Here is a 24952-nt window from a genome sequence, read left to right on the forward strand (position 1 = left end):
TGGTACATGAGACGGCTCCTGGCTGTCGGCCTCATCACGGTGCTGCTCATCGCGTCGTTTCCCGCGTTCGGAACGGCCCAGAGCAATGCTCCGACGACTCCGCAGAAGATCACTACCTCCCAGGAGTTCGATGACGTCGAATTTATCATTCTCGTCAACAGTGACGGTGACGCCCTCTGGACGTTCCGTTACGAGAAGACGTTGGAAACAAAACAGGAACACGAGCAATTCAAGGAGTTTGCAAACAGTTTCAACAGCTCGGATACGGAATTGTACACGAATTTCAGGGAGAACGCTGTCGAACTGACATCGGCGGCGAACAACCAAACGAAACGGAAGATGACCGCCGGTAACTTCTCCAAGCGGGCCTTCATCGACCACCCCGGGATGACGGACGATACGGACCGCGGTGTAGTCGAGATGTCGTTTCGCTGGACCGCATTCGCGTACGGCAGCGGCAATAAAACCGTCATGGGTGACGTGTTCAAAGGTGGACTCTACCTCGGAGACAACCAGAAACTCGTCATCAAACCGGCCGACGGAATGTCCTTCAAATCCGCACGACCGGTGAAAGGGCGGAGCCTAGCGGGCAGTACGCTCGACGAAAGCGACTCAGTTTCGTGGTCCGGGGAACGGGAATTCAACGACCAACGACCGATGGTGACGTTCTCCTCACCACCGCAGTCGAGTTCCACGACGGACGCCCCCTCGTCGACGACCGATAATGCGAGCGCACCACCGGGAAGCGGTGGCGAAAAACCGGGTTCGAACTCGCCCACGATGTGGTTCGTCGCCGCCGTCGTCCTCCTCATCGGGTTGGCCGCCGTGTTCGTCTGGCGACAGGGAAGCCTCGGGTCGCTGTCCTCCGGCCGAAGTACCCCCGGCGGCGGAGGCGGTGGCAGTAGCGGATCCGCCGCCACCGAATCACCGACCAGTCCCGCCGAACCGGCGGTCAGCGACGAGGAGTTGCTCACCGACGAGGCGCGGGTGAAGAAACTCCTCCGCGAGAACGGCGGCCGAATGAAGCAGGTCAACATCGTGGACGAAACCGGTTGGTCGAAATCCAAGGTCAGCATGCTCCTCTCGGAGATGGAGGACGACGGCGAAATCAGCAAACTTCGCGTCGGCCGCGAGAACATCATCAGCCTCGACGGCCACGAACCGGACGCCGCCGGTTCCCCGCTCGACAGATAATTTCGCCATCGTTTTCCCGATAGGCACGCCGAAAAGCCGTGCCCGTTTGCGGTTCCGAATGTGTGAGTCACCGCCACGGCGCCCCCGAAACGCAACTGTTAAACAGTCCGTGTGATTACGAAAGGGTACGCACGCTCCGTTGGTGTAGTCCGGCCAATCATCTTGCCCTCTCACGGCAAGGACCAGGGTTCGAATCCCTGACGGAGCATTTTCCGAGTGGAACGAGGAAAAGCGGATGCTCAGGGATTCGAGCAGGCGAGTCGCATGCCCGGAACGGTGTGAAGCACCGCACGCCCGGACCGTCTCGGCGAGTTCGATACCCCCGACGGAGCACTCTTGCTTCCGACATCTTCCGGTTTCGAGCCTACAGTACGAGACGCATTGAACGACCATCTCGGGTCAATTTCTCTCCACACGGCGCGTCACCAACGCGCCGAGTATTCACACAATCAGCACCACATCCGTGTCACTCTATGACGGTGGCCACCCCGGAGCGATTCATTTTAAGTATTCGCTCGATAATCTTCGAGTATGCCCGAGTCATTACTCGAATCGTCCCCGAAACGGACGCTTCACATCGGACGTGACCGTCCGATTCGCATCAGCGCGGGACATCGCTTGTTGCACCACGACGGAAAATGTAGCCGCCCGCACGGCCACAATTACGAAATCGAGGTGACTGTCACCGGTGAACTCACCGAAGAGGGGTGGGTCGTCGATAAGGGCGATATTACCGCGATACTCTCCGAGTGGGACCACATGTTCCTCTTGGAGGAGGGAGATCCGCTCGTGGAGGCGTTCGAGGAGAGCGGCGACGGGTCGGCGGTCGTCCTCTTCGAGGACCCGCCAACGGCGGAGGTGATGAGCCTCGAACTCGAACGCCGATTCCGCGATGAACTGCCGGACAACGTCTCTTCGGTTGCGGTCGAAGTGAGCGAGACCGCGGAACTCTGTGGCGGCCACGTCTAATCATGCCCGTGAACGCGACCGAACCGGGCGAGGGAGAACGCGACGACGCCGACTCCTCGGGGTCGAACTCCGAGCCGTCGCTTCCCATCAACGAGTTGTTCTACTCGCTACAGGGGGAGGGAACGCTCGCGGGGACGCCGAGCGTGTTCGTGCGGACGAGCGGTTGTAACCTGCGCTGTTGGTTCTGCGATTCGTATCACACGTCGTGGGAACCGACACACGCCGGTATGACGGTGGACGAAATCGTCGCGGAGGTCGAATCCTACGACGCGAACCACGTCGTACTCACCGGCGGCGAACCGCTGGTACACGAGGAATCCGTCACCCTGCTCGACCGCCTCTCGGAACTGGGCTATCACACGACCGTCGAGACCAACGGGACGATTTTCCGCGACGCCGCCATCGACTTGGCGAGCGTCAGCCCGAAACTGGCCTCCTCGACCCCGACGCCGGAGAACGACCCGAAGGGCGACGGCGAGTGGGAGGAGCGCCACGAGGAGCGGCGAATCGACGTGGAGACGCTGGGAAGTCTCGTTGATGCGTACGACGTCCAAATGAAGTTCGTCGTCACCGACGAGGGGGACCTCGAAGAGATAGAGAAGTTGGTCGCCGAGGTTCGTTCGACCGCCACGAAATCCCTCTCGGACACCGACGTGCTGTTGATGCCGGAGGGAGCCACCCGTGAGCAACTGGACGAAAGCCGCGAGCGAGTCGCGGAACTGGCGATGGAGTACGGCTACCGCTACACGCCGCGACTGCACGTGGACCTGTGGAACGACGCACCGGGAACCTGAACGACCAACCGACGCTAGCACGAACACCGATATGACACGAAACGACGCAGCCGACGAAGCGAACGAGAATGTGATAACTGACAGCAAAATGATTGACGACGAGACGACCGGCGACGAGATGATCGACGACGAATCGATCGAGAAGCGCGCCGTCGTCCTCGCCTCCGGCGGGATGGACAGCGCCACCGCCGCCTACGAAGCGCGCGAACGGGGGTACGAACCCTACTTTCTGCACACGTCGTACGGCCAACGAACCGAGAGCAAGGAGTTCGACTGTGCGAAGCGACAGGCCGAGGAACTGGGCGCAGGGTTCCTCCACGTCGAGACGAGCTACCTCGCCAAAATCGGAGGGTCCAGCCTCACCGACGACGACATCGACGTGGAGGACGCCGACTTGGAGAGCGACGAGGTGCCGGACACCTACGTCCCGTTCAGAAACGCCAATCTGCTCTCGATGGCGGTTTCCTGCGCCGAAGCGAACGACTGCGACGCCGTGTTCATCGGCGCACACAGCGAGGACTTCTCGGGGTATCCCGACTGCCGCCCGCAGTTCTTCGAGGCGTTTCAGGCCGTCGTCGACACCGGAACGAAGGACGACACGAACATCGAACTCGTCGCACCGTTCGTCGAGTTCAGCAAGACCGACATCGCGGAACGCGGCGTCGAACTCGACGTTCTGTACGAACTGACGTGGAGTTGCTACCGCGCCGAAGAACCCGCCTGTGGTACCTGTGACTCCTGTGCACTCCGCCTGCAGGCGTTCGAAAACGTCGGCGTGCGCGACCCCATCGAGTACGAGGAGCGGCCCAGTTACTGATATAGTCCGTCGAATTATCGGTTCGCTATCGACTTACTGACCGTCCCGTCCGGTCGAGGCGACGTAGATGCCGCCGAGCACGACGGCACCGCCGATCATCGTCGCTATCCCCGGAACCTGTCCGAGAATAGCCAACGCGAGAAGCGTGCTGCCGACGGGTTCGCCGAGGAGCGAGACGCTCACGACGCTCGACTCGACGTACTTCAGCGCCCAGTTGATGACGGTGTGGCCGAAGATTCCGGGGCCGACGGCCATGCCGAGGAACAGAAGCCACTCCGTCGGACCGTACGCGGCGGGGGAAACCGTCGCGTCGCTCACCAATGAGGCACCGAACAGGACGACCGTGGAGACGCCGTACACGACGGTCACGTAGGGTATGAGGGACACACGCTGTCGGAGCGACCGACCGGCGAGGACGTATCCCGCCGCCGCAATCGCGCCGACGACGGCGAGCCCGTTTCCGTAGAGCGCGCGGTTCCCGACGGCCGCGTTCGTGAGGAGGTCGCCGAACGACATGGCGACCATCCCGAGCAGTGCGACGAAGATGCCGACCATCGTTTTTCGTGTGACGCGTTCGTCCAACAGCGCCCACGCGCCGAACGCGACGAAGAGGGGTTGTGACTGCACGAGCGTCACCGACGCGGCGACCGACGTCCAGTTCAGACTCTCGAACCACGCGATGAAGTGCCCGGCGAGGGCGCACCCGGTGACGACCGCGATGGCCAAATCCCGCGGCGAGAACGTCCGAAGGTCGTCCCGATAGCGCGTGACGGCGAGCGGCGCGAGCAACAGCGTCGTGAACAGCGACCGGTACAGCGCCTTGATGATACTCGGGGCGCTGCTGAGTTCGATGAGAATCGCGCTCGTACTCACCGCGACGATGGCGACGGCGAGCGCCGTCATCGGCGACACCACCTCTTCGACCCGCTCGACCGCTTCGAACATCACAGATGCACCGGGAGCCACGCCAGCCAGTGCAACACCGTTTCCGGGGGGATGAGCGGGTCGTGAAGCACCAACCAATCGAGGAGCATCAGTCCGATACCGTGGGCCACGACGGACGGCAGAATCGAGTCACAGTTGTAATCCACCGCGCCGAACAGCACGTCGGTCGGTCCCGAGAGGATGACCTCGACGGGCGGTTTACCCAGGTGGTGAAACGCATAGATTATCGGGCTCACGAACACGCTCTTGAAGCCGATCTTCCGCACGCCAACACAGAGAAATCCCCGATAGTACGTTTCGGCGGCGAGAACGACGATGAACTGCTTTACCGCGTGCGGAAGGAAGTGCCCGAGCGCGGCGTTCGTCTCCCACATCGGATAGTAGGTACGGATCGACGGAAGCGACGACCCGACGACGTAAATCGGAACGACGAAGGCCGCGAGAACGAGCGTGTTGCGTATCGCTTTCCGGTCCACCCGATAGCCGAGGTGGCGGCCGTGCGTCATCGCGAGTGCACCAGGAATCACCATGTACAGGGTCACGTCGCGGAAAACGCGGAGGTTTAGACTGCCGCCGGTACTCGGCCAGTACGACCACGCAACCGCGATGAGCGCCCCGATGAGGAGCGACAACTGTACCCACGTCAGGCCGAACGTCCGTTCTTCGATGCTCCGGGAGAGGCTCACGAATCGTCGGCGGTCGGAATCGGACCCGTTCCGACTGCGTCCTCGACGGCGGTGGTGAACTCCTGTTCGCTCTGGAAGTACGTGACCTCCACCTCGTCCAACACGGACGCGAGTTCACGGGGTCCGTCGGGGGTTCGAATCGTCTCTTCGCCCTCTTTTCGTGCGACTTCGCTCTTCTGGATGGGCCAGAACAACCGCGAGGAGACTCGTGCGAGCGGTGCGCCGTCGACCGGCTCGCGGTCGCCGAGTTCCACAGCAGGCCCTTCGTCTTCGGTATCGTCAGCCATACTGGGGCGTTTGGCAGGGTGGGGATTAGGTTTTTCGAACCCACCTTTTGCTGTGGTCGGGAGCCGAATCCGGCGCGGTCCGCGCCGGATTCGGCCTACCTCCCTTGCAAAAGCTGGACCAAAAGCCGGCGTCACCCCCTCTTGCGCGTCTTCGACGCGCACTCGGGGGTTCCTTGGCCCGGAAAATCGAAGATTTTCCGGCGTCTCACAGTCGCGCCGCGATCGTGGCGGCTCGAAAGACCGGCGATCTTTCGGTGAGTGACAGGTTTCCGTAGTTGTGAAAATTCGGGTTCCGGGCGGTTGTGTCACCGGCGGACTCCCGTTGTTTGTGAAAATTGCAGATCTGGCGGTTGTGTCACCTGCCTATCGCTCCCTTCGGTCGCTGTCGTGATGCCATCTGAATTTTCATCCGGAGTCCTCCCGTCTGTCGTTTTGTCGGAAAAATTTTAGTTGGAGTTTCTAATTAACCGCGTTTGTGTATGCGACTTTTCTCGCTATCGCGACCGAAACCAAACGATAGTGATAGCTGTCTGACGCAGTAGTTTAGTACCCGCACTACAATGGCAGACACATGACAAGCCTCGGGGAAACGTACGAAGGGCACGGTGGCGTGAAAAAACGCCCCCGACGTCTCTATCTCGGCGTCGGCCTGTTTCTCGTCGGGTCGTTGCTCGTCGTCGTGGGTATCCTCGCGGCGACGACGAACAGTTTCGCGGCGCTCGGGGTGGGCGAGTACGGGTCGTACAAAATCGCGGGCATCGCCGCCGGGTTAGGCGTTCCCGCCGTCTTCGTCGGCGTGTTCGCCGTCCTCCCCGCGACGAGCGACCGCGTTCGAGCGGCGGCCGCCATCGGGTCGAGCATCACGATTCTCGGCGTCGCCCTGTTCTGGTACGCCTACCCGCAACACTGGCGCGGATACGGCCAACACCTCACCCTTCCCGTCGTCGCGGTGTACTTCGTCGGCCTCATCACGACCTTCTGGTGCCTGTTCACCGCCGTCGTGAACTTCAAGACCCGAAACGACCCCGGCGGGACGGTCACGATGGAGGTCACGCGCAAGGGTGAGACCAAAATCGTCGAAGTCGAGAAACCGCGCGGTTTCGGCGGCATCGGCGTCTTCGGCGACGAACCGACCGGCATGGACGAAACCGAAATCGAACCCCTCGGCGACGGCGGCGCGACGACCGACGACATCACCTCACCACTGGACACCGAGGAGACCGCCGCCGCACCGCCAACACGGGCCCAGACGGACGCCTACTGTGGCAGCTGCGCCCACTTCGATTACGTCCGCACCGACTCTGGGATGACCCCGTACTGCGGCCTGCACGACGAGCGGATGACCGACATGGACGCCTGCGAGCGGTGGCAGTCGAACCGGTAAGGCTCGATCCCGTTCTACAGCTTCGAAAGCGTCGTTTCGACCGATTCCCAGTGGCTCCCCTTCCAGAACCGTTTTCCACAGTCGGTACACCGCCAGACAGCTTTGCCGTCCGGCGCGTGGTCGGGCGTCGGTCCGTCGTCCCGGACGAGTTCCCCGTTACAGTCCGAGCATCGCGCGGGCTCGGAGAGCGAGAGTTCCACCCCGACGTTCCGGAGTTCGCGGAGTTGGTCGCGCACGTCGAGCGATTCGATGAGAATAGCGTCGTCAGCGCGCTCGGCGAGTTGCACGTCCCGCGTCACTACCGTCCTGTCCTCCGATCCGGCCAGTTCGAGAATCGCATCGTCCGCCTCGACGTCCCTGTCGAGCGCGTAAGCCGCATCGTACCCGCACATGCGGAGATACGTCGAGAGCCGACCCAACATCACGTCGAGGAAGAACCGGCGGCCCATCAGTGAAGGAACTCGCGGACGCCCGCCGCGTCGCGGGCGTTGAGCACGTCCGCCGCTTCCGCCCATCCCCGTCGCGCCGTATGAACTCCGTATCTGACGTTTCGGTACTCGCCGGGACTGTGGGCGTCGGTGTCGATGGCGATGGTCGCTCCCTCCTCGATCGCGATCTGTACCGCCGCACCCCAGAGGTCGAGTCGGTGGGGATTGCTGTTTATCTCCAACGCGACGCCGTCGTCCGCGGCGGCGCGAGCCACCTCGCGCACGTCGAAATCGTGACCGGGACGCTGGTTGATGAGCCGACCGCTCGGGTGGCCGAGAATATCGACGCTCGGGTGTTCTATCGCCCGAATCAGGCGTTCGGTCGCGTCGCCGTCGAGACCGCTGTGTGGCGAGGCGACGACGATATCCAAGTCGGCGAGCACCTCGTCGCCGACGCTGATTCCCCCGTCCGGGTCGATGTTCGCCTCGACGCCGGTGAACACGTCTATCGGGGCGTCCTCGGCGACCGCCCGAACCTCGTCCATCTGGGCTTCGAGTTCGTCGTCGTCCAACCCGACGCCGCCGACCATTCCCGATCCCGTCGCGTGGTCGGAGATGACGATGTAGTCGTGGCCGAAGTCGGCCGCCCCCTCCACCATCTCCTCGATGGTGTTGTTCCCATCCGACCAGTTCGTGTGCAGATGCAAGTCGCCGCGGACGTCGTCCACCTCGATGAGATCCGGCAGGTCCCCGGCAAGCGCGGCGTCGATTTCGCCGTTGTCCTCGCGCATTTCGGGGGCGATCAGGGGTAGGCCGAGCGCCTCGTACATGCTCGCCTCCGTCTCGCCCGCGACCCGCTCGCCGACGCGTTGTCCCGCGTCGGGGTCCTCGACATCACTCACATCGAACACGCCGTACTCGTTCACCTTGTATCCCCGATCGATGGCGTAGTTTCGCAGGGTTATGTTGTGGTTCTTGCCGCCCGTGAAGTACTGGAGGGCGCTGCCGAACTCCTCGGGAACGACGACCCGAAGGTCGATGCGCATGTCGGAGACGCGAATGGACGCTTTGTCGGTTCCCGCCTCGATGACCTCCGTCGCCCGCTCCCAGTCGGTGAAAGCGTCGATGACCGCTACCTTTTCCTCGCTTTCGGCGAGGATGTCGATGTCGCCGATGGTTTCGCGCCAGCGGCGGAGCGATCCGGCGAGTTCGTGGCGGCCGACGGTCGGCACGTTGTCGAAGAACGCGAGTACCTGCTCACCGACCGGGCGGGCGTCGCCGAGCAGTTCCCGTCCGCGGACCGTCCGAGCGAACTCGATACCGCCGAGGATGTTCTCCTCGGATTTCGGCCCGTAGCCCTTTATCTCCCGAATCTTCCCCTCGCGAGCGGCCTCCTCCAAGTCGTCCAGCGTCCGCACGTCGAGTTCCTCGTACAGGTCGCCGACCGTCTTCGGACCGACGCCCTCGACCCGCGTCAGTTCCATCATCTGCACGGGGAGGTTCGCCCGCTCCGCTTCGAGTTCCTCGATTTCGCCCGTCTCGAAGTACTCGACGACCTTGCTCGCTATCGAGTCGCCGACTTGCGGGATTTCCCCGACGGCGTCCGGTCCCTCCGCGGCCAACTCCGCTACGGCCTCGGGATAGTCGCGGATGTTGTCCGCGGCCCGGCGGTAGGCCTGTGGCTTGTACTGGACGTCCTGTGCTTCGACCAAATCGGCGTACTCCTCGAGTAACTCCGCTATTTCGGCGTTTCTGCTCATAGTCGTGATCGTTTCCCGCTGTTCTCCTTTCCGAGCGCTTTCTGGAGGAACGACACCCACCGCTTCTGGTCGGCGGCCTCCTTCGCCTGCTCTTCCGCTTCGAGGTTCGTTGCGCCGAGGCTTTCGAGCGCGTTCAACGCTCGGTCGATGCCGATGATGCTCTCGACCAACCGTTCTCCCTCCTCGAAGCTTATGTCGGCCTCTTCGAGGCGTTCTTTACGCTTGAGCCGTTCGCGACGGAGGTTCGTCTTCGCCTGCTCCACGTGGTCCCGTTCCCCGGCGGGAACCGTGTCCCGACGTTTGATTTCGAAGACGAATTCCCGGAGGTCGAGGTCCTGTCCCTGCACCGAGATCGTCTCGGGAATCGATGCGCCGATCGTCGCGCCCTCCCGTTCGACCCGTTCCAGCAATCCTTTGCGTTCGTACCCCTTCACACACCATACTCCTCGTCCTGAGGGCAAAAACCTCATGCCCTATGCATTTCGGTCATAATCGGCCGCGTCCGAATGAGGCCGAAAAAAGCATTACTCGGTCCGCCGAGTACTGGTGGCATGAAAAAGCCCGGCGAAGTGTTCGCGGATTCTCGCCTCTACGACCCCGGTATCGAAGCCATCGTTCCGCGGTACGACGAGCTTCACGACGCGATCTTGAACTCCCCGCCGCAGGACCGGACGGACGAGATTCGCGTCCTCGAACTCGGTGCGGGGACGGGCGAACTCACAGCGAAACTGTTGACCCGCTTTCCCGAGAGCACGGTCCTCGCGGTGGACCACAGCGAGGATATGCTGACCGAGGCCGAGCGCAAACTGGAGACGTTCGGCGACCGTGCCGACATCGCGCAAGGTGCCTTCCCCGACGACTATCCGACGACGACCGACGAATACGACCTCGTCATCTCCTCGCTCGCTGTCCATCATCTCCCGTCGGAAGAGAAGCGCCGTCTCTTCGGCTCGCTCGCCGACGCCCTCGTCCCCGGCGGATGGTTCGTCAACGGCGACGTGATTCGCTTCGACGCGCCGCACCTCGAAACGCTCTCGTCGGCGATGATCGAAAACTGGGTGCGTTCGAAGGGATGGGAGGAAGAGGAGTTCATGAACCGCTGGCAGGCGAGCGACGAGTACGACGACCCGGACACGCTGACCGACCAACTCATCTGGCTTCGGGAGGCCGGATTCGAATCGGTGACGTCGGTGTGGCAGTACTACAACTTCGCGGTCTACGGCGCGCGAAACCCGGCGTGATTTCCGGGCCGCCCGTCGAAGCGGTTGCAGCCGATTTTTGCGTGGGAGCTCACCCAAACCCATTTGGCCTATCGGTTCAAATCATGCAGCAATGGCGCAATGCGACGTGTGTGGGCAGGACGAGAACATGCCGTACCAGTGTCGAATGTGCGGCGGGACGTTCTGCGCCGAACACCGGCTACCGGAAAACCACTCCTGTCCGGGGTTGGACCAGTGGAACGACCCGAAAGGAGTGTTCGACAGCGGCTTCGACGATAGCGCGAACAACCAAGGCGGTGGCCGGTTCAGCGTGGACACGAGTCCCGGTGGACCGCTGAGCTACTTCCGCGGGAACATGACGTTCGTGTTCCTCGCGCTGATGGTGGGGACGTTCGTCGCGGAGTTCTTCGTCCTCAACGTGATGCAGAACGGCCTACTGTTCGAGAAACTGTTCGTCCTTCGATCGGATCACATCGGGCGGGTCTGGACGTGGGTCACGTCTATCTTCGCCCACAACCCGACCGGCTTCACGCACATCCTCTTCAACGGCATCGCGCTGTACTTCTTCGGCCCCGTGTTGGAACGGCGCATCGGGAGCAAGAAGTTCACCGCGCTGTTCCTCGGGAGCGGTATCCTCGCCGGGTTGGCACAGGTCGGTATCGTCGCGATGATGGGAAGTACCTCCGCCGTCCTCGGCGCGAGCGGCGCTATTATGGCGGTCATGGGCGTCCTCACGGTGCTGAACCCGAACATGAAGATTCTCATCTACTTCATCATCCCCATGCCGCTCTGGCTCGCGACGGCCCTGTTCGCCGTCTACTCCGGGTTCGCCAGCGTCATCGGCGGTGCGGGTGCGGGCGGGGTCGCGCAACTCGCTCACCTCACCGGACTGGGAATCGGTCTGCTGTACGGCGCGAAACTGAAGCGGGAAGGAAAACGCGGCCCCTCGGAACTGGATATCGGCGGCAGGCGGGGCGGCGGCATGGGCGGGCGTAGACGGTTCTAATGCACCTCGCCCACCCGGAATTCGCGCCGGACGCCTCGCTGTCGCGCGAGGAGATGGAGGAACTCCAGTACGAGGTGGCCGACGCGGCGATCTTCGAGGACGCGTTCGACTTCGATCCCGAGAGAGTCCGCGCCGAACCAACCGACGACGCACAGACCCGTCTCCCGACGGGTGAGGCCGAAGACGAGGACGACGATTCGGACATCGCCGCGTCCACCGAGCCTTCCGAATCCCCCGTCGTCGTCGGCGTGGACCAAGCGTTTCTCGGCGACCTCGCGGTGAGCGCGCTCGTCGCGTCGCGGGACGGCGAAGTCATCGAACGCACCCACGCCGCCGTCGAGACGGGGATTCCGTACATCCCCGGCCTGCTGTCGTTCCGGGAAGGAACCGCGATTTTGCGCGCCTTCGAGGAACTGACGGTCGAACCGGACCTCGCCATCGTGGACGGGAGCGGGCGAATCCACTTCCGGGAGGCCGGAATCGCCACGCACATCGGCGTGATGCTCGATATTCCCGCCGTCGGCGTCGCCAAGAAACTCCTCTGCGGTGCTCTCCGTGACCCACCGCAGGGACATCTGTCCGAAGGGGAACGCGTTCCCGTGGTGTCGAACTCGCGGGTCAGCGCGCCCGACGGGACCGTCATCGGCTACGCGCTCCAATCCCGTCAGTACCCGAACCCCGAGAAGCGTCACATCAACCCGCTGTACGTCAGTCCCGGCCATCGCGTGAGCGCGGAGACGGCCGCGGACTTGGTCTGGCAACTCTGTGCTGGCTACAAGCTTCCCGAACCGACGCGGCGGGCCGATGCGTACGCTGATGAAGTGAAGGAAACCGTTGATACTTAGCCACCCCCGTCCGAAGGAAACCCCATGGATGAGACTGTGCTGATAACCGGCTGTTCGTCGGGAATCGGACGGGAAACCGCCCTGTCGTTCCTCGCGGACGGTTGGGAGGTGTACGCGACCGCCCGAAATCCGGCCGACATCGAGACGCTCGGGGAGAAGGGATGTCGCATCTCGACGCTCGACGTCACCGACGACGACCACGTGGAACGCGTCATCGACGAAATTATCGACGAACACGGCCACTTGGACTGCCTCGTCAACAACGCTGGCTACGCACAACCGGGACCGGTCGAGGACGTTCCGATAGAGCAGGTTCACGCGCAGTTCGACGTGAACGTCTACGGACCGCTCCGGTTGGCGCGGGCCGCGCTGTCCCACATGCGGGAGCGCGGAAAGGGAACCATCATCAACGTCTCCAGCGCCGTCGGCCGCGTGGCCGTCCCCGGCATGGGAATCTACAGCGGGTCCAAGTTCGCCCTCGAAGGCGTCTCGGACTCGCTCCGCGGCGAAGTCTCGGAGTACGACGTCGACGTCGTGCTGGTCGAACCCGGTCCGGTCGACACCGAGTTCCACGAGCGGGCCAGCGACGAAGTCGAAGGCGTGGAGCGTTCGGGCGGCTACGAACGCTTCTACCAGATGTACGACGACCGGCAGGCCATCGACGGAGGCATGCCCGGTGCAGTCCACCCCAAGGAGGTCGCCGACACCATCCTCGATGCCGCGAACGTCCAACACCCGGACGCCCGATATCCGGTCGGAACGATGGCCCGTCTGACCGACTACGCACGAATCCTCCCCGCGGAATGGCTCGACAAACTGTACGGGACGATTTCGGAACTCTCCACCAACGACTGGGTCAAGAAGTTCTTCGACTGATTTCGAGTCCGTTACGAAACCATCCGCGTACGAAGCGGTCAGTCCAAGCACGCGGCGACGACGCGCAGCATCTTCTCGCCGCGGACTTCGTCGGCGAACAGCGGAACCCGCTTGATGGTATGGCCGCGGAACACGTCCTGTGCTTCCCGAAGCGCGCCTTGCTGAACCTCCCATCGCTGTTGGCAGAACTCACAGTCGTCCAGATTCGGCGTCGCGAACCGGGTCGAATCGACCGACTCCGTCACGTCGGCGAGGTTCTCCATCACGCGGTTGACGATGACCGTTCCGACGGGAATCCCGAACTCGTCGAGTTGCGCGAGCAGGCGTTTGGATTCGAACACGCTCATCTCCTCCGGGATCATGACGACGCGGAAGTCCGTCTTCGACGGGTCACGGAGCGTCCGCCGGAGGTCCTGAATCCGTTCCTTAAACGCGTCCAAGTCGTCCATTCCCTCCTCGGGGTCGCCTGTTTCGCCACCGAACACCCCCTTCACGCCGTCCATCATGCCTTGGAATCGCTGGCGAAGGCTCATCATCCGGCCGACCATCGTGTCCATCAGTTCGGGTAGTTCGAGCAGTCGAAGCGTGTGCCCCGTCGGCGCGGTGTCCACCACGACCCGTTCGAACCGCTCGTCGTCCAGGAATTCCAGCAACTTCTGCATCGCCGCGGCCTCGTCCGCGCCGGGCATCGCCCCGCCCAAGAGCGAGGCCATGGGGCCGTCGTCCTCGTCGCCGAGCATTCCGCCGAGGGGGTTCTCCCCGCCGAGCATCCCGGCCTGTTCCTCCAGTGCGGCGTCCGGGTCGATTTCGGCGGCGTACAGCGGAACGTCCTCACGAATCCGCGTCGCCGCCGCCGGGATATCGCGCTCGAACGTGTCCGAAAGCGAGTGTGCCGGGTCGGTCGAGACGACCAGCGTTCGAGTCCCATCGCGCGCGCTCGCCAACGCGGTCGCGGCGGCCATCGTCGTCTTCCCCACGCCGCCTTTCCCGCCGTAGAGAACGTACTCGGGTGCGTCGATACCCGTCGGAACGACATCCTCCTCGATTCGCTCAACGGGTTCGACGTCGATTTCAGCCATACCCGGAGCTATCGGGTGAAGGCTTACGTACCTTCTGTTGTCTTCGTACCGGGTTCGAACGGCCTCACTGTTCACGAGAATTTAAATACGAACCCGAAACCAACCTCGATGGACGAGTTCGGGTTGCGGAGTTCCGACCGCTTCGCGACCCACAGTCTGCCTAACCCGACACGGGTGCGCCAATCGGAGGGTCAGCGGTCGCTGAAGTAGTCCGCGAGTCGCTCGGCCGCCTCCTCGACGCGCGGGGTGACGAGCGCGAACCGAATCCAGTCATCGCGCGAGGAGCCGAAGGCTTCGCCGGGCATACCGGCTACGCCTCCCTCGTCGATGAGTCGCTCGACGTTCGAGAGCGTGCCGGGGAAGTCGGGGAACCGCGCCATGACGTAGAAGGCTCCGTCGGGCGTGGTGTAGTCCGCGCCCGCCGCATCGAGCGCGTCGGTGAACGTCTCGACACGCGATTCGAGGAGCGTGCGGTTTCCTTCGTAGTACTCCCGCGTCGTCTCGCGAAGGGCATGGAGAACCGCGTACTGCGACGGCCTGCTGCCGGCCACGTTCGTCAGCATGTGGCGCGTCTTCGCCACGTCCACGAGGTCCGGCGGGAAGACGGCGTAGCCGACGCGGAAGCCGGTGATGGCCAGCGACTTGGAAAACGAGTTCGTGACGACTCGGTGATCCGAATCGAACGTCAGCGCGCTGGTGAACTTGCCGGAGAAGTCGAAGTGGTCGTACACCTCGTCGCTCACGAGGAGCGCGTCGTACTCCTCCACTATCTCCACGAGTTCGCGCATCGTCTCCTCGTCGTACACCGCCCCGGTCGGGTTGTTCGGCGAGTTGACGACGATTCCGGCGGTGTCCTCGCTCGCCGCTTCGCGAACGTCATCGGGGTCGAGCGTTCCGTCCTCGGCGGTGGCGACGAAGCGCTGTTTCGCGTCGAGCATCGTCGTCTTGCCGGGGTAGTACGGATACACCGGGTCGGTCAGGATGAACTCGTCGCCCGCTTCGCGCTCCATCGCCCGCGCCATGGCGAGATAGTTGGCCTCGCCGCCACCAGCGGTTACGACCACTTGCGAGAGATCGACGTCGCGCCGTGCCGCGATTTCCTCGCGGAGTTCGAGCAGTCCTTCGCTCGGTGGGTACTGAAAATCCGCGCCGCCGAGGTCGGCATACTCGTGCAGTCCGTCGGCGATACTAGGTGGTGACCCCCAGTCCGGATTCCCGCTGACCATGTCGATGACGTCGCGGTCCGCATCCGTCGCGTACGTCATCACGTGAAAGAACAGGGGCGTGTCGTAGTCCATACCCCAAGGTCGTAGCACTGGCAAGTCTTTCTTTCGCCTGAATCGAGTGCAGTTCCGGGAGTAGTTTTCGGGACGGTCGTGATCAAGATAATGCATACCATTGTCACACGATGATTTATGTTGAACGGAAATACATTGTGGATGAATGATGATGGACCTCGTTCTCGATCTCCACTGACAGCGGTCCACGCCGCTCGCCAACCCGCGTCACCGCTTCGTGACGATAGTTCTTCCCCGTGTTCGGACGCCGTAGCTACGGCACTCGCTCAATGGACGAGCGACGGACGGACGACAATCGACGTGTCCCCGTGGGTGCTCGATTTCGAGCTCGCGAACACGTCCGCACATCGCCGACAACCACCCAATTCGATACCACGTTCGGTGCAGTGTGGCCGTCGTTCGGACCGGTAGAAATCATCGAAAAACACACCACAGCAACACACTCAATGACAGAAAACACGGACGATGAAGAGATCTTTCGAAAGCAACGCAACCGCGTCGATTCGCCGATCAGACGGCTGTTCGCGACGTACGGTCGGGACCACTGGTTTCCGCTCGTCATCGGCATCGTGGCGAGTCTCGCCGCACATCTACTCTCGCTCCTGCCGCCGTACATCCTCGGCGTCGCGATAGACGCGGTGTTCCCGACGAAGAATCCGAAATCCTACCACTTGCCCCTGATTCCCCAATCGTGGATTCCGAACGACCCGTTCGGCCAGCTATGGCTGTCCATCGGCCTGATTGCCCTCTCCTTCGTCGGGAGTGCTATCGGCGGATTGGCCAAAGGGTGGGGCCTCAACGAGTTCGCCCAATCCATTCAGCACGAGATCAGAAGTGACACCTACAACGCGATGCAGCGACTGGACCTCGGCTTTTTCGCCGAGAAGCAAACCGGCGAACTCATGAGCATCCTGAATAACGACGTCAACCGCCTCGAACAGTTTCTCAACGGCGGACTGAACGTGATGACGCAGATAGGCGTCACCGTGGTCGGTGTCTCGTTCATTCTCGCGTCGATGAACCTCCAACTCGCGCTCGTGACGCTCGCGACGGTACCGCTCGTCGCGCTCTTCACGTACAAGTTCGTCCAAATCATTCAGCCGAAGTACGCCGAGGTGCGTTCGACCGTCGGACGACTCAACGCCCGGTTGGAGAACAACCTCGGCGGAATCGAGGTCATCAAGGCCAGCAGCGCCGAGGACTACGAGTTCGACCGCGTTACCGAGTCCTCCCGGGAGTACTACGACACGAACTGGGACGCCATCCGGACTCGAATCACCTTCTTCCCCGGACTGGAGTTGAGCGCCGGATTCGGCTTCGTCCTCACCTTCGCCATCGGTGGTGTGGGTGCTGGGCGGCGCGCCGCTGGTCTTCTCCGGGGACCTCAGCCCCGGTGCGTTCGTCACGTTCATCTTCCTGAGCCAGCGCTTCATCTGGCCGCTCGCGCAGTTTGGACAGCTGATTAACATGTACCAGCAAGCGGTCGCATCCGCGGAGCGCGTCTTCGGCCTGATGGACGAGCCGAGTGGCCTCGACACCGACGACGACGCGCCCGACCTCTCGGTTTCGGACGCCGTCGTCGAGTACGAGAACGTCACCTTCGGCTACGACGAGGAGACCATCATCGAGGACGTGAGCTTCGATGTCGGCGGTGGCGAAACCCTCGCGCTCGTCGGACCGACCGGTGCGGGAAAGTCCACGATACTGAAACTCCTCTTGCGACTGTACGACGTGGACGAGGGGACGATCAGTATCGACGGGCAGGACGTGCGGGAGGTTTCGATCAGCAGTCTCCGCACGTCGGTCGGGTACGTCAGCCAAGAGACGTTCCTCTTCGCCGGAACGGTCGGCGAAAACATCGCGTACGGGTCGTTCGACGCGACCCGCGAGGAGGTCATCGAGGCGGCGAAGGCCGCGCAAGCCCACGAGTTTATCGAGGAGTTACCCGACGGCTACGACACCGAAGTCGGCGAGCGTGGCGTGAAACTCTCCGGCGGGCAACGCCAGCGCGTCGGCATCGCCCGCGTCCTCTTGCAGGACCCGGAAGTCCTCATCCTCGACGAGGCGACCAGCGACGTGGATACGGAGACCGAACTCCGTATACAGGAGAGCCTCGACGCGCTGTTGGCCGACCGGACCGTCCTCGCCATCGCCCACCGCCTCTCGACCATCAAGAACGCCGAAACCATCCTCGTCCTCGAAGACGGACGGGTCGTAGAACGCGGAACGCACGGCGAACTCCTCGCGGAGGACGGTCTGTACGCCGACCTGTGGGGAGTACAGGCCGGAATGTTGGAGGAGATTCCGACCCGGTAGGAACCGTGAACCCGGTATCGGTGTCCGTCCGCTCTCCCCGACCCGCACTTTCTTTCTCGTTCGACGCGTCCACTGCGTCATGAACACGGACGAGGAAGCCATCGAAAAGCGAGTCGGGGACGCGCTCCGGGAATCGGATGCGACGGTCGCAACCGCCGAGTCCTGCACCGGCGGTCTCATCGGATCGCTGCTGACGGACGTTCCGGGGTCGAGCGACTACTTCGACAGGGGACTCGTCACCTACTCCTACGACGCGAAGATGGAACACGTCGGCGTCACGCGGGAGGTGCTGGACGAACACGGGGCCGTGAGCGAACCAGTCGCCCGCCAGATGGCTCGCGGCGTCCGCGACGTCGCGGGAACGACGTGGGGCGTCGCCACGACGGGCATCGCGGGGCCGAGCGGCGGCACCGAGGAGAAACCGGTCGGTACCGTCTTCATCGGCGTCGCCTACGCCGGGAAGTGGACGAGCGGCGAAAGTTATTCCGTGGTTGCGCGTCACGAGTACGATGGGTCGAGGCAGGAAATAAAGAACGAAATCGCACGACAGGCGCTGTCGGACCTCTTTGACGAGCTACAGTGAAACGGGAGAGAAAAGGAAAACCTTGATAGTGCAGGGTGGGACCTGCAATCGAATGAATCGCAAGGAACACGTCATGAACGCGGCACTTCTCGCTATCGGACTCGGGTACGTCCTGCATCCGTCGGGGGACACGACGACGTTCTACACCATCGTGGAGGTCGGCGTGCCGGTCATCCTCGGCGCGCTCTTTCCCGACGTGGACACCGCGTTCGGCAAACACCGGAAGACGCTACACAACCTTCCGGTGCTCGCGCTATTCTACGCCTTTCCCATGGTGTTCGGGAACTTGCAGTTCGTCTGGATCGGTATTCTCACGCACTACGCCCTCGACATGCTCGGGAGCAAGCGCGGCCTCGCGCTGTTTTACCCGTACGAACGGGAGTTCGGCGCTCCGTTCGGCGTCCCCGTGAGCAGCAACTACGCGACGATGGTCACGCTCGGCGTGACGGCCTTCGAACTGGCCGTCGCGGCGCTCTTCGTCAATCGGCAGTTCCTCGTCCACGCCGGGTTGACGGCCGTCGGGATTCAGTAAACGCTGATGTCGTCGAACCGTCCGTCGTAGGCGTCGTGGTCGGGATGTGTCGGTTCCATCCCCGAGAGAACGAGTCGGTCGATTTTCCCCCACGAGTTCTCCCATCCGAGATGTGCGAACTCCATCCGTCGTCGGAGTTCGTGGTGTCTTCCCGTGCGGTGAACGACGCGCGTCACGTTCCCCGCCCGGAGTCTCTCGACCAATTCGGCTTCCGTTCGGATGGACGCACCGAACGCCGTCCACACCTCCCCGATGGTTCCTCGGAGGTGTGCGTACGACGACCCGAACGCTTGTTTGTTCGTGGCTTCGACGATGGCCTTCGCCCGACGGTTGTGTCGGTCCAAGTGTTTCGGGTTGTACGTCTCGACGGCGTGAATCACGTCGCCGTGAACGCGGATGTCGGCCTCCGTGACGCCCACGTTCAGGAATTCGGGGTGGGGAATCAGGACGGCGGCGTCCTGTCGGTCGCACTCCGCTATCGCCCCCGTGAGCGAGACGAAATCGGGGATCGGTTCGTCGAGTCCGATGGCGAGGACGTGTTTTCGGTTCCGCCACGTCCCGGTGAACACCTCGCGGGCGGGGACGACGAGGAGGTCATCGTCGGAGAACCGTTCGGCCCGGCGGCGAATCTCCGGAAGGCGGACGAAGTGCGGCGCGTACACCAGCGCGTCGAGGCCGCGTTGCTTCGCACGGCGGACGACCTTTTCGTCCAGCACTTTGACGTGCATGTCTACCCTGAACTCGTCGCGGTCGGTCACACCCGTTCGTTTCGCGGGTCGAACGATAGTGGTTCTGGTTTCGGAAGTTCGCGATTAATGGAACGAACGATACTGTTCGATACTCGTGAGATGATTCGCCGACGCGATCACCGCATCAGAACGGACGAGACGCGTATCCGATCGCTTTCGTCGGTTCGACCCGTGTTCGCTTGACGAGCAAGAAACAGTTATATCATCGGAATTAGAGAATTCACACACGACTATGAGCGCTTGGGAATGTGATATCGATGGCTGCGGAGAACGATTCGGAAGCGTCGAAGACGCCATCGTCCACCAAACCGCGGAGCACGAACGCCGGGAGTGCAAGGTCTGCGGGGCGGTCGTCCCGGACGGCTACTTCGCCATCCGCCACGCCTTCGAGGAACACTCCCGCGCGGAGTACGTGCGCGCCTACGACGCGGATTCGAGCGACGTTCGCGCGCGGGAACGGATCCGCGACGAAATCGAGGAGTCCGCGGACCTCAAGGGCATCGTCTCCCGTCTCGACCTGACGGGGAGCGAACTCCCCTAGGAATGTAATAAACTATTTTGAGGCTGGTGCGTAAGGTTTGCCACACGGAGGTCATACTATGGATACGCTTGCTGATGTGGACGAAATAATCCACGAACCGACCCGGGAGTTCGTGGAATCGACGAACGTCTGGGAGTTCATGCAGGAACACGGCATCGACGACTACGAGGAACTCATCGAACGAACATGCAATGAAGTGGATTGGTTCTGGGACGAGATGGTCGGGTACCTCGATATCGATTTCTACGAGGAGTACGACACGGTTCGGGACGACACCGAAGGACCGCAGTTCTCCGACTGGTACCCCGGCGGGAAGATCAACATCGCCCACAACACCCTTGACCGACACGCGCAGGTCGATAGCCCGAACCGTAATCGCGTCGCCTGCATCTGGGAGGGTGAACCCGGCGACGTGCGCGAAATCACGTACCACGAACTGTATCGCGAGGCGAACAAAGTCGCCAACGCGCTCGAAGAACGAGGCATCGAGACTGGCGATACGGTGGGCCTGTACATGCCCATGGTCCCCGAAGTCATCTCGATTCTGTACGGCGTCCTCAAGGTCGGCGCGATCGCGGTCCCCATCTTCTCCGGGTTCGGAACCGACGCCACCGCGACCCGAATCGAGGATTCGGAGTGTTCCGTGCTGTTTACCGGCGACGGCTTTTACCGCCGTGGCAGCGAAGTCGTGCTGAAGGACACGGCCGACGAGGCCATCGAGGAGGCGGGCCACGTCGAACACACCATCGTCTACGACCGACTCGGCGCGGATATCCCTTGGGACGACGAACGGGACGAGAAGTGGTCCGAGGCCGTCCTCGAACAGGACGACGAGTACGAGACGAAGGAACTGGATTCGAGCGACGAGTCCATGCTCCTCTACTCCTCCGGGACGACCGGCAAACCGAAAGGCATCGTCCACACGCACGCCGGGCAACTGATGCAGTGTGCGAAGGAAATTTACTTCGGCTTTGACCACAAGGACGCGGACCGCTTCTTCTGGGTGTCCGACATCGGGTGGATGATGGGACCGTGGACGCTCATCGGCAACCACGCCTTCGGCGGAACGGTCTTCATGTACGAAGGCGCGCCGGACTACCCCGACCCGGACCGTTTCTGGGACATGATCGACCGACACGGTCTGACCGTCTTCGGCATCTCGCCGACCGCAATTCGGGCGCTCCGGCAGTACGGGGACGAGTGGGTGGACGACTACGACCTCTCCTCGCTCCGCCTGCTCGGTTCGACCGGCGAACCGTGGGACCCCGAATCCTGGCTCTGGTTCTACGAGAACGTCGGCGGGGGCGAGGCCCCCATCATCAACATCTCCGGCGGCACCGAAATCTGCGGGTGTTTCCTCATGCCGATGCCGATTCAGTCGCTCAAACCGTGCACGCTGGGCGGGCCGGGACTCGGCATGAACATCGACATCGTGAACGCGAAGGGCGAGTCCATCGCCGACTCGCACGAGCGCGGATACCTCGTCGCTCGCGACTCCTGCCCGTCGATGACGAAGTCGCTCTGGTCGGGCGACGAACGCTATCTGGACACCTACTGGTCGCGGTTCGAGGACATGTGGAATCACGGCGACTGGGCGCAGAAGGACGAGGACGGCTTCTGGTTCCTGCACGGCCGTTCCGACGACGCCATCAACGTGGCCGGGCGGAAGGTGGGTCCCGCGGAAGTCGAGGGCGCGCTGATGGACCACGAGGCGGTAAATCAGGCCGCCGCGGTCGGCGTCCCGGACGACACGACCGGACAGGCCGCCGTCGCCTACGTCATTCTCGAACCGGACGTCGAGGTGTCGGACGGCCTCCGCGCCGAACTGCGCGAGCAGGTCGGCGAGGAACTCGGCAAGCCGTTCCGGCCGCGCGAAGTCCTCTTCGTGGACGAGTTCCCGAAAACCCAGTCGGGCAAGATCATCCGCCGGGCCATCGAGGCGGCGTACACCGGCGAGGAGTTGGGCGACATGTCCAGCATCGAGAACCCGGATTCGCTCGACAGACTCGAAGACGCGACTTGACGCCCGTAAATCGCCTCAGTGCGTTCCTCACCCCTCCGTAAAACGCTCTCCGGTCGAGTCGCCGACGTTTCGACGGCGTTCAATCGTCCCCTAACGGGGGGAATTCCGAGGCTAACGCCCATCCGTTGGTCCGCATCGGACGGTCGGCAAATTCGCGTCTGGGTCGGTTGCTACAGCGGAACGTCGTCCAAAGCGAGAACCGACGGCTCGGGTGCGGCGGAATCGGAGACGGCGAAATCGGCGGTTCGGTCGGGGTCGAGGGAGATTTCGGCACCGGCGAGGAGCGGCGCGACGAGTCCGGCGGCGACCGTTCGCGGGTCCGCGAGCGGCGCGCGAACCGCGATCGAATCTCCGGGTTCGAGGCCCCACTCCGATGCGACCACGTTTCCGGCGTCGAGGAGTTCGGCGTGAGAGAGCTCCCGGGCATCCGAACGGGAAAGGGCAACTGTCTCGGGGGGGAGCGGCGTCTCGGGGAACACCGGATTCTCGCTCCAGACGTCCGTTTCGAAGTGCGAAACCGTCGGGTCTGGGACGGAGTCGCCGTATGAAACGTACTGTCCGCCCGGCGGGAGTTCGTACTCCTCGACCGATTCACCCGGCGCGAGGAGTACCCGCGCGTCGATTTCCGTCGGCGGGTCGAATCGAACGCCCGACCCGAGCAGCACCGCGCCGAAGAACCCGAGGACGGGTTGCGCGGCGGGAGCGGTGCGGATGGCTACCGTCACGCCCTCCCGCACGCCGAGGTGTCGAAGGAAGTTCCCCGTCTTCCACGCCGTCGTACACAGTCGGTGGTAGTCGTACCCCCGCGAGTCCGGAACCGCAAGCGCCGGGTCGTCGTCCCGCCGTTTTCGGGCAACGAGGTCGCCCAGAGTGTTCATATCGGTTCTCCTCGCGGTGCGTGCAAAAGCCCGCCGATTCGAACGGTCCGCGGCCGATAGTTCACCACTGACGCGTCTGACGAACGTTTATAATAATTTGCTAGGGATGCACACACGCAATCATGGCAAACGTAATCAGGCAGATGGCGGAGGGCAGTTCACGGCTCGTGGAACGGTATCTCCCGGACGCGTTTCTGTTCGCGATCATCCTCTCGTTCGTGGCGTTCGGGTTGGCACTCGCGTTCGTCACTCCGCAGGGCGGAACGATGGCGCACGCGGAAAACATCCTCGTCGATGGCTGGTACGGCGGCTTTTGGGGACTCCTCTCCTTTGCGATGCAGATGACGCTCATCCTGATGACGGGGTACGCCCTCGCACAGTCGGCCGTCGTGGATAGGGTCCTCTCGCGTATGGCGTCGATTCCGTCGAGCGAACGGAGCGCGGCCGCGTTCGTTCCGGTCGTCGCCGCCGTCGCCTCGTTCGTTCACTGGGGGCTCGGCCTCGTCGTCGGTGCCATCTTCGCGCGGAAAATCGCGGAGGAGATCCGAACCATCGACTTCCCCATCATCGTCGCCGGGGCGTACTCCGGGTTCGTGGTGTGGCATGGCGGCCTCGCCGGGTCGATTCCGCTGGTTCTCAACTCGTCCGGGGAGGACAACTTCCTGCTCGCGAGCGGCGTGTTGAACTCCACGATTTCGACCGGCCAGACCATCTTCACGGTCGCCAACATCGTCGTCTTCGTCCTCGTCGGCCTCGTGTTCCTCCCGCTTCTGTTCCTGCTGATGTACCCCGAAAACGACGAGAAGAAACGCCCCATCGACCCCGCGAAACTCGACGCCGCGACCGATGGCGGGACGGAGGCCGACCCCGCCGTCACGCCGTCGCCCATGTCCGACGAGATGACGTTCGCGGAGCGAATCGAACACTCCTCGTTCGTCGCGTACGCCATCGGATTTTCGGGATTGTTGGCCGTCGCGGGTTACTTCGGCCGCGGAATCGCGGACGGAACGATGCCGTGGAACAACCTCAACCTGAACATCGTCAACTTCACCTTCCTCTTCCTCGGCATTACGCTCCACGGAACCCCTTCAGCGTACATCGGCGCGATGAAGGAAGGCGTGGAGAACGTCTGGGGGATCATCCTCCAGTTCCCCTTCTACGCGGGCATCATGGGCATCATGGGCTACGCGCCGGAGGGTGCGACCAGCCTCGCCACCCAAATCGCACAGGGCATGGTTCACCTCTCGCCCGACGGAACGCTCCCGGTCGTCGCGTTCCTCACGGCGGGCATCGTCAACGTCTTCGTCCCCAGCGGTGGCGGCGAGTGGGCGGTCGTCGGCGAAACCCTCGTCAAGGCCGCCCATTCGAGCGGCGCGAGCGTCCCCCGCATCGCCATGGCCGCCGCGTGGGGCGACGCGTGGACGAACATGATTCAGCCCTTCTGGGCCATCCCGCTCCTCGCCATCAGCGGCCTCTCCGTCCGCGACATCATGGGGTACTGCGTGCTGGTCCTCATCGGAAGCGGTCTCATCATCGGCGCTGGACTGCTGTTCCTGCCGATGTAGAACCGTTTTCTGCGGTCGGGAGCCAGCGCTCGCGTGCCGTAGCGCGCGACGCTGACAATCTTCTTCACGGCGAAGCCGTGAAGGAACGAGGGAGCTTCGCTCCCTCCCATTCCTGGAAAAAGGTTCATCAAAACACTCCTCCTTCACTCCGTTCAGCCGTGGCCCGGAAAATCTCCG

At 62.9% G+C, this 24952-nt stretch carries 24 protein-coding genes, 1 tRNA gene and 1 pseudogene; 16 read left to right on the forward strand and 10 right to left on the reverse strand.

Annotation, left to right across the window (positions count from 1 at the left end; all coding sequences use genetic code 11):
• Positions 1-6: 6 nt before the first annotated feature.
• The 5 genes from LJF34_RS06080 (at position 7) to queC (ending at position 3774) form a co-directional block, all read left to right on the forward strand.
• The gene (locus LJF34_RS06080) at positions 7-1194 is read left to right on the forward strand and encodes a hypothetical protein (protein WP_231183935.1); all 1188 of its coding nucleotides are present in this window, start codon (positions 7-9) and stop codon (positions 1192-1194) included.
• Between the two features lie 133 nt (positions 1195-1327).
• A tRNA-Glu gene (locus tag LJF34_RS06085) sits at positions 1328-1402 on the forward strand.
• A gap of 323 nt (positions 1403-1725) precedes the next feature.
• Positions 1726-2163, forward strand: a complete 438-nt coding sequence (locus tag LJF34_RS06090; RefSeq protein ID WP_231183937.1) for a 6-pyruvoyl tetrahydropterin synthase family protein — start codon at positions 1726-1728, stop codon at positions 2161-2163.
• A gap of 2 nt (positions 2164-2165) precedes the next feature.
• Positions 2166-2957 (forward strand): 7-carboxy-7-deazaguanine synthase QueE, encoded by a 792-nt coding sequence (locus LJF34_RS06095; RefSeq protein WP_231183939.1) that lies wholly within the window; start codon positions 2166-2168, stop codon positions 2955-2957.
• 88 nt (positions 2958-3045) lie between these two features.
• Positions 3046-3774: a 7-cyano-7-deazaguanine synthase QueC gene (gene queC / locus LJF34_RS06100; RefSeq protein ID WP_231185042.1), complete on the forward strand. Its 729-nt coding sequence runs from the start codon at positions 3046-3048 to the stop codon at positions 3772-3774.
• A gap of 33 nt (positions 3775-3807) precedes the next feature.
• Here the strand turns inward: queC and LJF34_RS06105 are convergent, their stop codons facing one another.
• From LJF34_RS06105 to LJF34_RS06115, 3 genes are read right to left on the reverse strand one after another with little or no spacing between them, the layout of a single operon-like run.
• Positions 3808-4719, reverse strand: a complete 912-nt coding sequence (locus tag LJF34_RS06105) for a DMT family transporter (protein WP_231183940.1) — start codon at positions 4717-4719, stop codon at positions 3808-3810.
• The gene (locus LJF34_RS06110) at positions 4719-5405 is read right to left on the reverse strand and encodes a CPBP family intramembrane glutamic endopeptidase (RefSeq protein ID WP_231183941.1); all 687 of its coding nucleotides are present in this window, start codon (positions 5403-5405) and stop codon (positions 4719-4721) included. The genes LJF34_RS06105 and LJF34_RS06110 overlap by 1 nt, the downstream gene beginning before the upstream one ends.
• A complete protein-coding gene (locus tag LJF34_RS06115; protein WP_231183942.1) occupies positions 5402-5692 on the reverse strand; it encodes a DUF5789 family protein in 291 nt (96 codons plus the stop codon). The genes LJF34_RS06110 and LJF34_RS06115 overlap by 4 nt, the downstream gene beginning before the upstream one ends.
• A 571-nt stretch (positions 5693-6263) precedes the next feature.
• Here LJF34_RS06115 and LJF34_RS06120 point away from each other — a divergent pair.
• Positions 6264-7076 carry a hypothetical protein gene (locus LJF34_RS06120; protein ID WP_231183943.1) on the forward strand — a complete coding sequence of 271 codons (813 nt, stop codon included), beginning with the start codon at positions 6264-6266 and terminating at the stop codon, positions 7074-7076.
• 14 nt (positions 7077-7090) lie between these two features.
• Here the strand turns inward: LJF34_RS06120 and LJF34_RS06125 are convergent, their stop codons facing one another.
• From LJF34_RS06125 to LJF34_RS06135, 3 genes are read right to left on the reverse strand one after another with little or no spacing between them, the layout of a single operon-like run.
• The gene (locus LJF34_RS06125) at positions 7091-7525 is read right to left on the reverse strand and encodes a Mut7-C RNAse domain-containing protein (protein WP_231183944.1); all 435 of its coding nucleotides are present in this window, start codon (positions 7523-7525) and stop codon (positions 7091-7093) included.
• A complete protein-coding gene (polX, locus tag LJF34_RS06130) occupies positions 7525-9264 on the reverse strand; it encodes a DNA polymerase/3'-5' exonuclease PolX (RefSeq protein ID WP_231183945.1) in 1740 nt (579 codons plus the stop codon). Before polX ends, LJF34_RS06125 begins: the two co-directional genes overlap by 1 nt.
• On the reverse strand, positions 9261-9698 hold the full coding sequence (locus LJF34_RS06135) for a DUF5788 family protein (RefSeq protein WP_231183946.1): 438 nt from the start codon (positions 9696-9698) through the stop codon (positions 9261-9263). The genes polX and LJF34_RS06135 overlap by 4 nt, the downstream gene beginning before the upstream one ends.
• 117 nt (positions 9699-9815) lie before the next feature.
• Between LJF34_RS06135 and LJF34_RS06140 the strand changes: the two genes are divergently transcribed.
• The 4 genes from LJF34_RS06140 to LJF34_RS06155 all read left to right on the forward strand — a co-directional run bounded on the left by LJF34_RS06140 (position 9816) and on the right by LJF34_RS06155 (position 13211).
• The gene (locus LJF34_RS06140; protein ID WP_231183947.1) at positions 9816-10505 is read left to right on the forward strand and encodes a class I SAM-dependent methyltransferase; all 690 of its coding nucleotides are present in this window, start codon (positions 9816-9818) and stop codon (positions 10503-10505) included.
• A gap of 91 nt (positions 10506-10596) precedes the next feature.
• On the forward strand, positions 10597-11490 hold the full coding sequence (locus tag LJF34_RS06145) for a rhomboid family intramembrane serine protease (protein ID WP_231183948.1): 894 nt from the start codon (positions 10597-10599) through the stop codon (positions 11488-11490).
• Positions 11490-12335 (forward strand): endonuclease V, encoded by an 846-nt coding sequence (locus tag LJF34_RS06150; RefSeq protein WP_231183949.1) that lies wholly within the window; start codon positions 11490-11492, stop codon positions 12333-12335. Before LJF34_RS06145 ends, LJF34_RS06150 begins: the two co-directional genes overlap by 1 nt.
• A 24-nt stretch (positions 12336-12359) precedes the next feature.
• Positions 12360-13211, forward strand: a complete 852-nt coding sequence (locus tag LJF34_RS06155) for an SDR family oxidoreductase (protein ID WP_231183950.1) — start codon at positions 12360-12362, stop codon at positions 13209-13211.
• A 38-nt stretch (positions 13212-13249) separates the two neighbouring features.
• On the opposite strand, the gene LJF34_RS06160 is transcribed toward LJF34_RS06155, so the two are convergent.
• A complete protein-coding gene (locus tag LJF34_RS06160; protein WP_231183951.1) occupies positions 13250-14290 on the reverse strand; it encodes a TRC40/GET3/ArsA family transport-energizing ATPase in 1041 nt (346 codons plus the stop codon).
• Positions 14291-14481: 191 nt separating this feature from the next.
• Positions 14482-15588 carry a pyridoxal phosphate-dependent aminotransferase gene (locus tag LJF34_RS06165; protein ID WP_231183952.1) on the reverse strand — a complete coding sequence of 369 codons (1107 nt, stop codon included), beginning with the start codon at positions 15586-15588 and terminating at the stop codon, positions 14482-14484.
• Positions 15589-16034: 446 nt separating this feature from the next.
• Between LJF34_RS06165 and LJF34_RS06170 the strand changes: the two are divergent.
• The 3 genes and pseudogenes from LJF34_RS06170 to LJF34_RS06180 all read left to right on the forward strand — a co-directional run bounded on the left by LJF34_RS06170 (position 16035) and on the right by LJF34_RS06180 (position 19019).
• Positions 16035-17904, forward strand: a pseudogene (locus tag LJF34_RS06170) (ABC transporter ATP-binding protein).
• 79 nt (positions 17905-17983) lie between these two features.
• A complete protein-coding gene (locus tag LJF34_RS06175; RefSeq protein ID WP_231183953.1) occupies positions 17984-18487 on the forward strand; it encodes a CinA family protein in 504 nt (167 codons plus the stop codon).
• A 52-nt stretch (positions 18488-18539) separates the two neighbouring features.
• On the forward strand, positions 18540-19019 hold the full coding sequence (locus LJF34_RS06180; RefSeq protein WP_231183954.1) for a metal-dependent hydrolase: 480 nt from the start codon (positions 18540-18542) through the stop codon (positions 19017-19019).
• Here the strand turns inward: LJF34_RS06180 and LJF34_RS06185 are convergent.
• A complete protein-coding gene (locus tag LJF34_RS06185; protein ID WP_231185043.1) occupies positions 19013-19747 on the reverse strand; it encodes a PHP-associated domain-containing protein in 735 nt (244 codons plus the stop codon). The genes LJF34_RS06180 and LJF34_RS06185 overlap by 7 nt on opposite strands.
• Positions 19748-20000: 253 nt before the next feature.
• Here LJF34_RS06185 and LJF34_RS06190 point away from each other — a divergent pair, with 253 nt between their 5' ends.
• Both LJF34_RS06190 and LJF34_RS06195 read left to right on the forward strand, forming a co-directional pair.
• Positions 20001-20309, forward strand: a complete 309-nt coding sequence (locus LJF34_RS06190; protein WP_231183956.1) for a hypothetical protein — start codon at positions 20001-20003, stop codon at positions 20307-20309.
• Between the two features lie 58 nt (positions 20310-20367).
• Positions 20368-22332, forward strand: coding sequence for an AMP-binding protein (locus LJF34_RS06195; RefSeq protein WP_231183957.1), 1965 nt, complete (start codon positions 20368-20370; stop codon positions 22330-22332).
• 170 nt (positions 22333-22502) lie between these two features.
• Here LJF34_RS06195 and LJF34_RS06200 read toward each other — a convergent pair whose 3' ends face one another.
• Positions 22503-23210: a long-chain fatty acid--CoA ligase gene (locus LJF34_RS06200; RefSeq protein ID WP_231183958.1), complete on the reverse strand. Its 708-nt coding sequence runs from the start codon at positions 23208-23210 to the stop codon at positions 22503-22505.
• 122 nt (positions 23211-23332) lie between these two features.
• On the opposite strand from LJF34_RS06200, the gene LJF34_RS06205 reads away from it, so the two are divergent.
• Positions 23333-24775, forward strand: coding sequence for a TIGR00366 family protein (locus tag LJF34_RS06205; RefSeq protein WP_231183959.1), 1443 nt, complete (start codon positions 23333-23335; stop codon positions 24773-24775).
• Positions 24776-24952: the final 177 nt, after the last annotated feature.

The organism is Haladaptatus sp. DYF46 (assembly GCF_021083305.1).
GTDB lineage: Archaea > Halobacteriota > Halobacteria > Halobacteriales > Haladaptataceae > Haladaptatus.

Coding starts and splice junctions, on each gene's coding strand:
- LJF34_RS06080 (WP_231183935.1), top strand. CDS start 7: ATGAGACGGCTCCTGGCTGTCGGCCTCATCACGGTGCTGCTCATCGCG.
- LJF34_RS06090 (WP_231183937.1), top strand. CDS start 1,726: ATGCCCGAGTCATTACTCGAATCGTCCCCGAAACGGACGCTTCACATC.
- LJF34_RS06095 (WP_231183939.1), top strand. CDS start 2,166: ATGCCCGTGAACGCGACCGAACCGGGCGAGGGAGAACGCGACGACGCC.
- queC (WP_231185042.1), top strand. CDS start 3,046: ATGATTGACGACGAGACGACCGGCGACGAGATGATCGACGACGAATCG.
- LJF34_RS06105 (WP_231183940.1), bottom strand. CDS start 4,719: ATGTTCGAAGCGGTCGAGCGGGTCGAAGAGGTGGTGTCGCCGATGACG.
- LJF34_RS06115 (WP_231183942.1), bottom strand. CDS start 5,692: ATGGCTGACGATACCGAAGACGAAGGGCCTGCTGTGGAACTCGGCGAC.
- LJF34_RS06120 (WP_231183943.1), top strand. CDS start 6,264: ATGACAAGCCTCGGGGAAACGTACGAAGGGCACGGTGGCGTGAAAAAA.
- LJF34_RS06125 (WP_231183944.1), bottom strand. CDS start 7,525: ATGGGCCGCCGGTTCTTCCTCGACGTGATGTTGGGTCGGCTCTCGACG.
- polX (WP_231183945.1), bottom strand. CDS start 9,264: ATGAGCAGAAACGCCGAAATAGCGGAGTTACTCGAGGAGTACGCCGAT.
- LJF34_RS06140 (WP_231183947.1), top strand. CDS start 9,816: ATGAAAAAGCCCGGCGAAGTGTTCGCGGATTCTCGCCTCTACGACCCC.
- LJF34_RS06145 (WP_231183948.1), top strand. CDS start 10,597: ATGGCGCAATGCGACGTGTGTGGGCAGGACGAGAACATGCCGTACCAG.
- LJF34_RS06150 (WP_231183949.1), top strand. CDS start 11,490: ATGCACCTCGCCCACCCGGAATTCGCGCCGGACGCCTCGCTGTCGCGC.
- LJF34_RS06155 (WP_231183950.1), top strand. CDS start 12,360: ATGGATGAGACTGTGCTGATAACCGGCTGTTCGTCGGGAATCGGACGG.
- LJF34_RS06160 (WP_231183951.1), bottom strand. CDS start 14,290: ATGGCTGAAATCGACGTCGAACCCGTTGAGCGAATCGAGGAGGATGTC.
- LJF34_RS06165 (WP_231183952.1), bottom strand. CDS start 15,588: ATGGACTACGACACGCCCCTGTTCTTTCACGTGATGACGTACGCGACG.
- LJF34_RS06175 (WP_231183953.1), top strand. CDS start 17,984: ATGAACACGGACGAGGAAGCCATCGAAAAGCGAGTCGGGGACGCGCTC.
- LJF34_RS06180 (WP_231183954.1), top strand. CDS start 18,540: ATGAATCGCAAGGAACACGTCATGAACGCGGCACTTCTCGCTATCGGA.
- LJF34_RS06185 (WP_231185043.1), bottom strand. CDS start 19,747: ATGCACGTCAAAGTGCTGGACGAAAAGGTCGTCCGCCGTGCGAAGCAA.
- LJF34_RS06190 (WP_231183956.1), top strand. CDS start 20,001: ATGAGCGCTTGGGAATGTGATATCGATGGCTGCGGAGAACGATTCGGA.
- LJF34_RS06195 (WP_231183957.1), top strand. CDS start 20,368: ATGGATACGCTTGCTGATGTGGACGAAATAATCCACGAACCGACCCGG.
- LJF34_RS06200 (WP_231183958.1), bottom strand. CDS start 23,210: ATGAACACTCTGGGCGACCTCGTTGCCCGAAAACGGCGGGACGACGAC.
- LJF34_RS06205 (WP_231183959.1), top strand. CDS start 23,333: ATGGCAAACGTAATCAGGCAGATGGCGGAGGGCAGTTCACGGCTCGTG.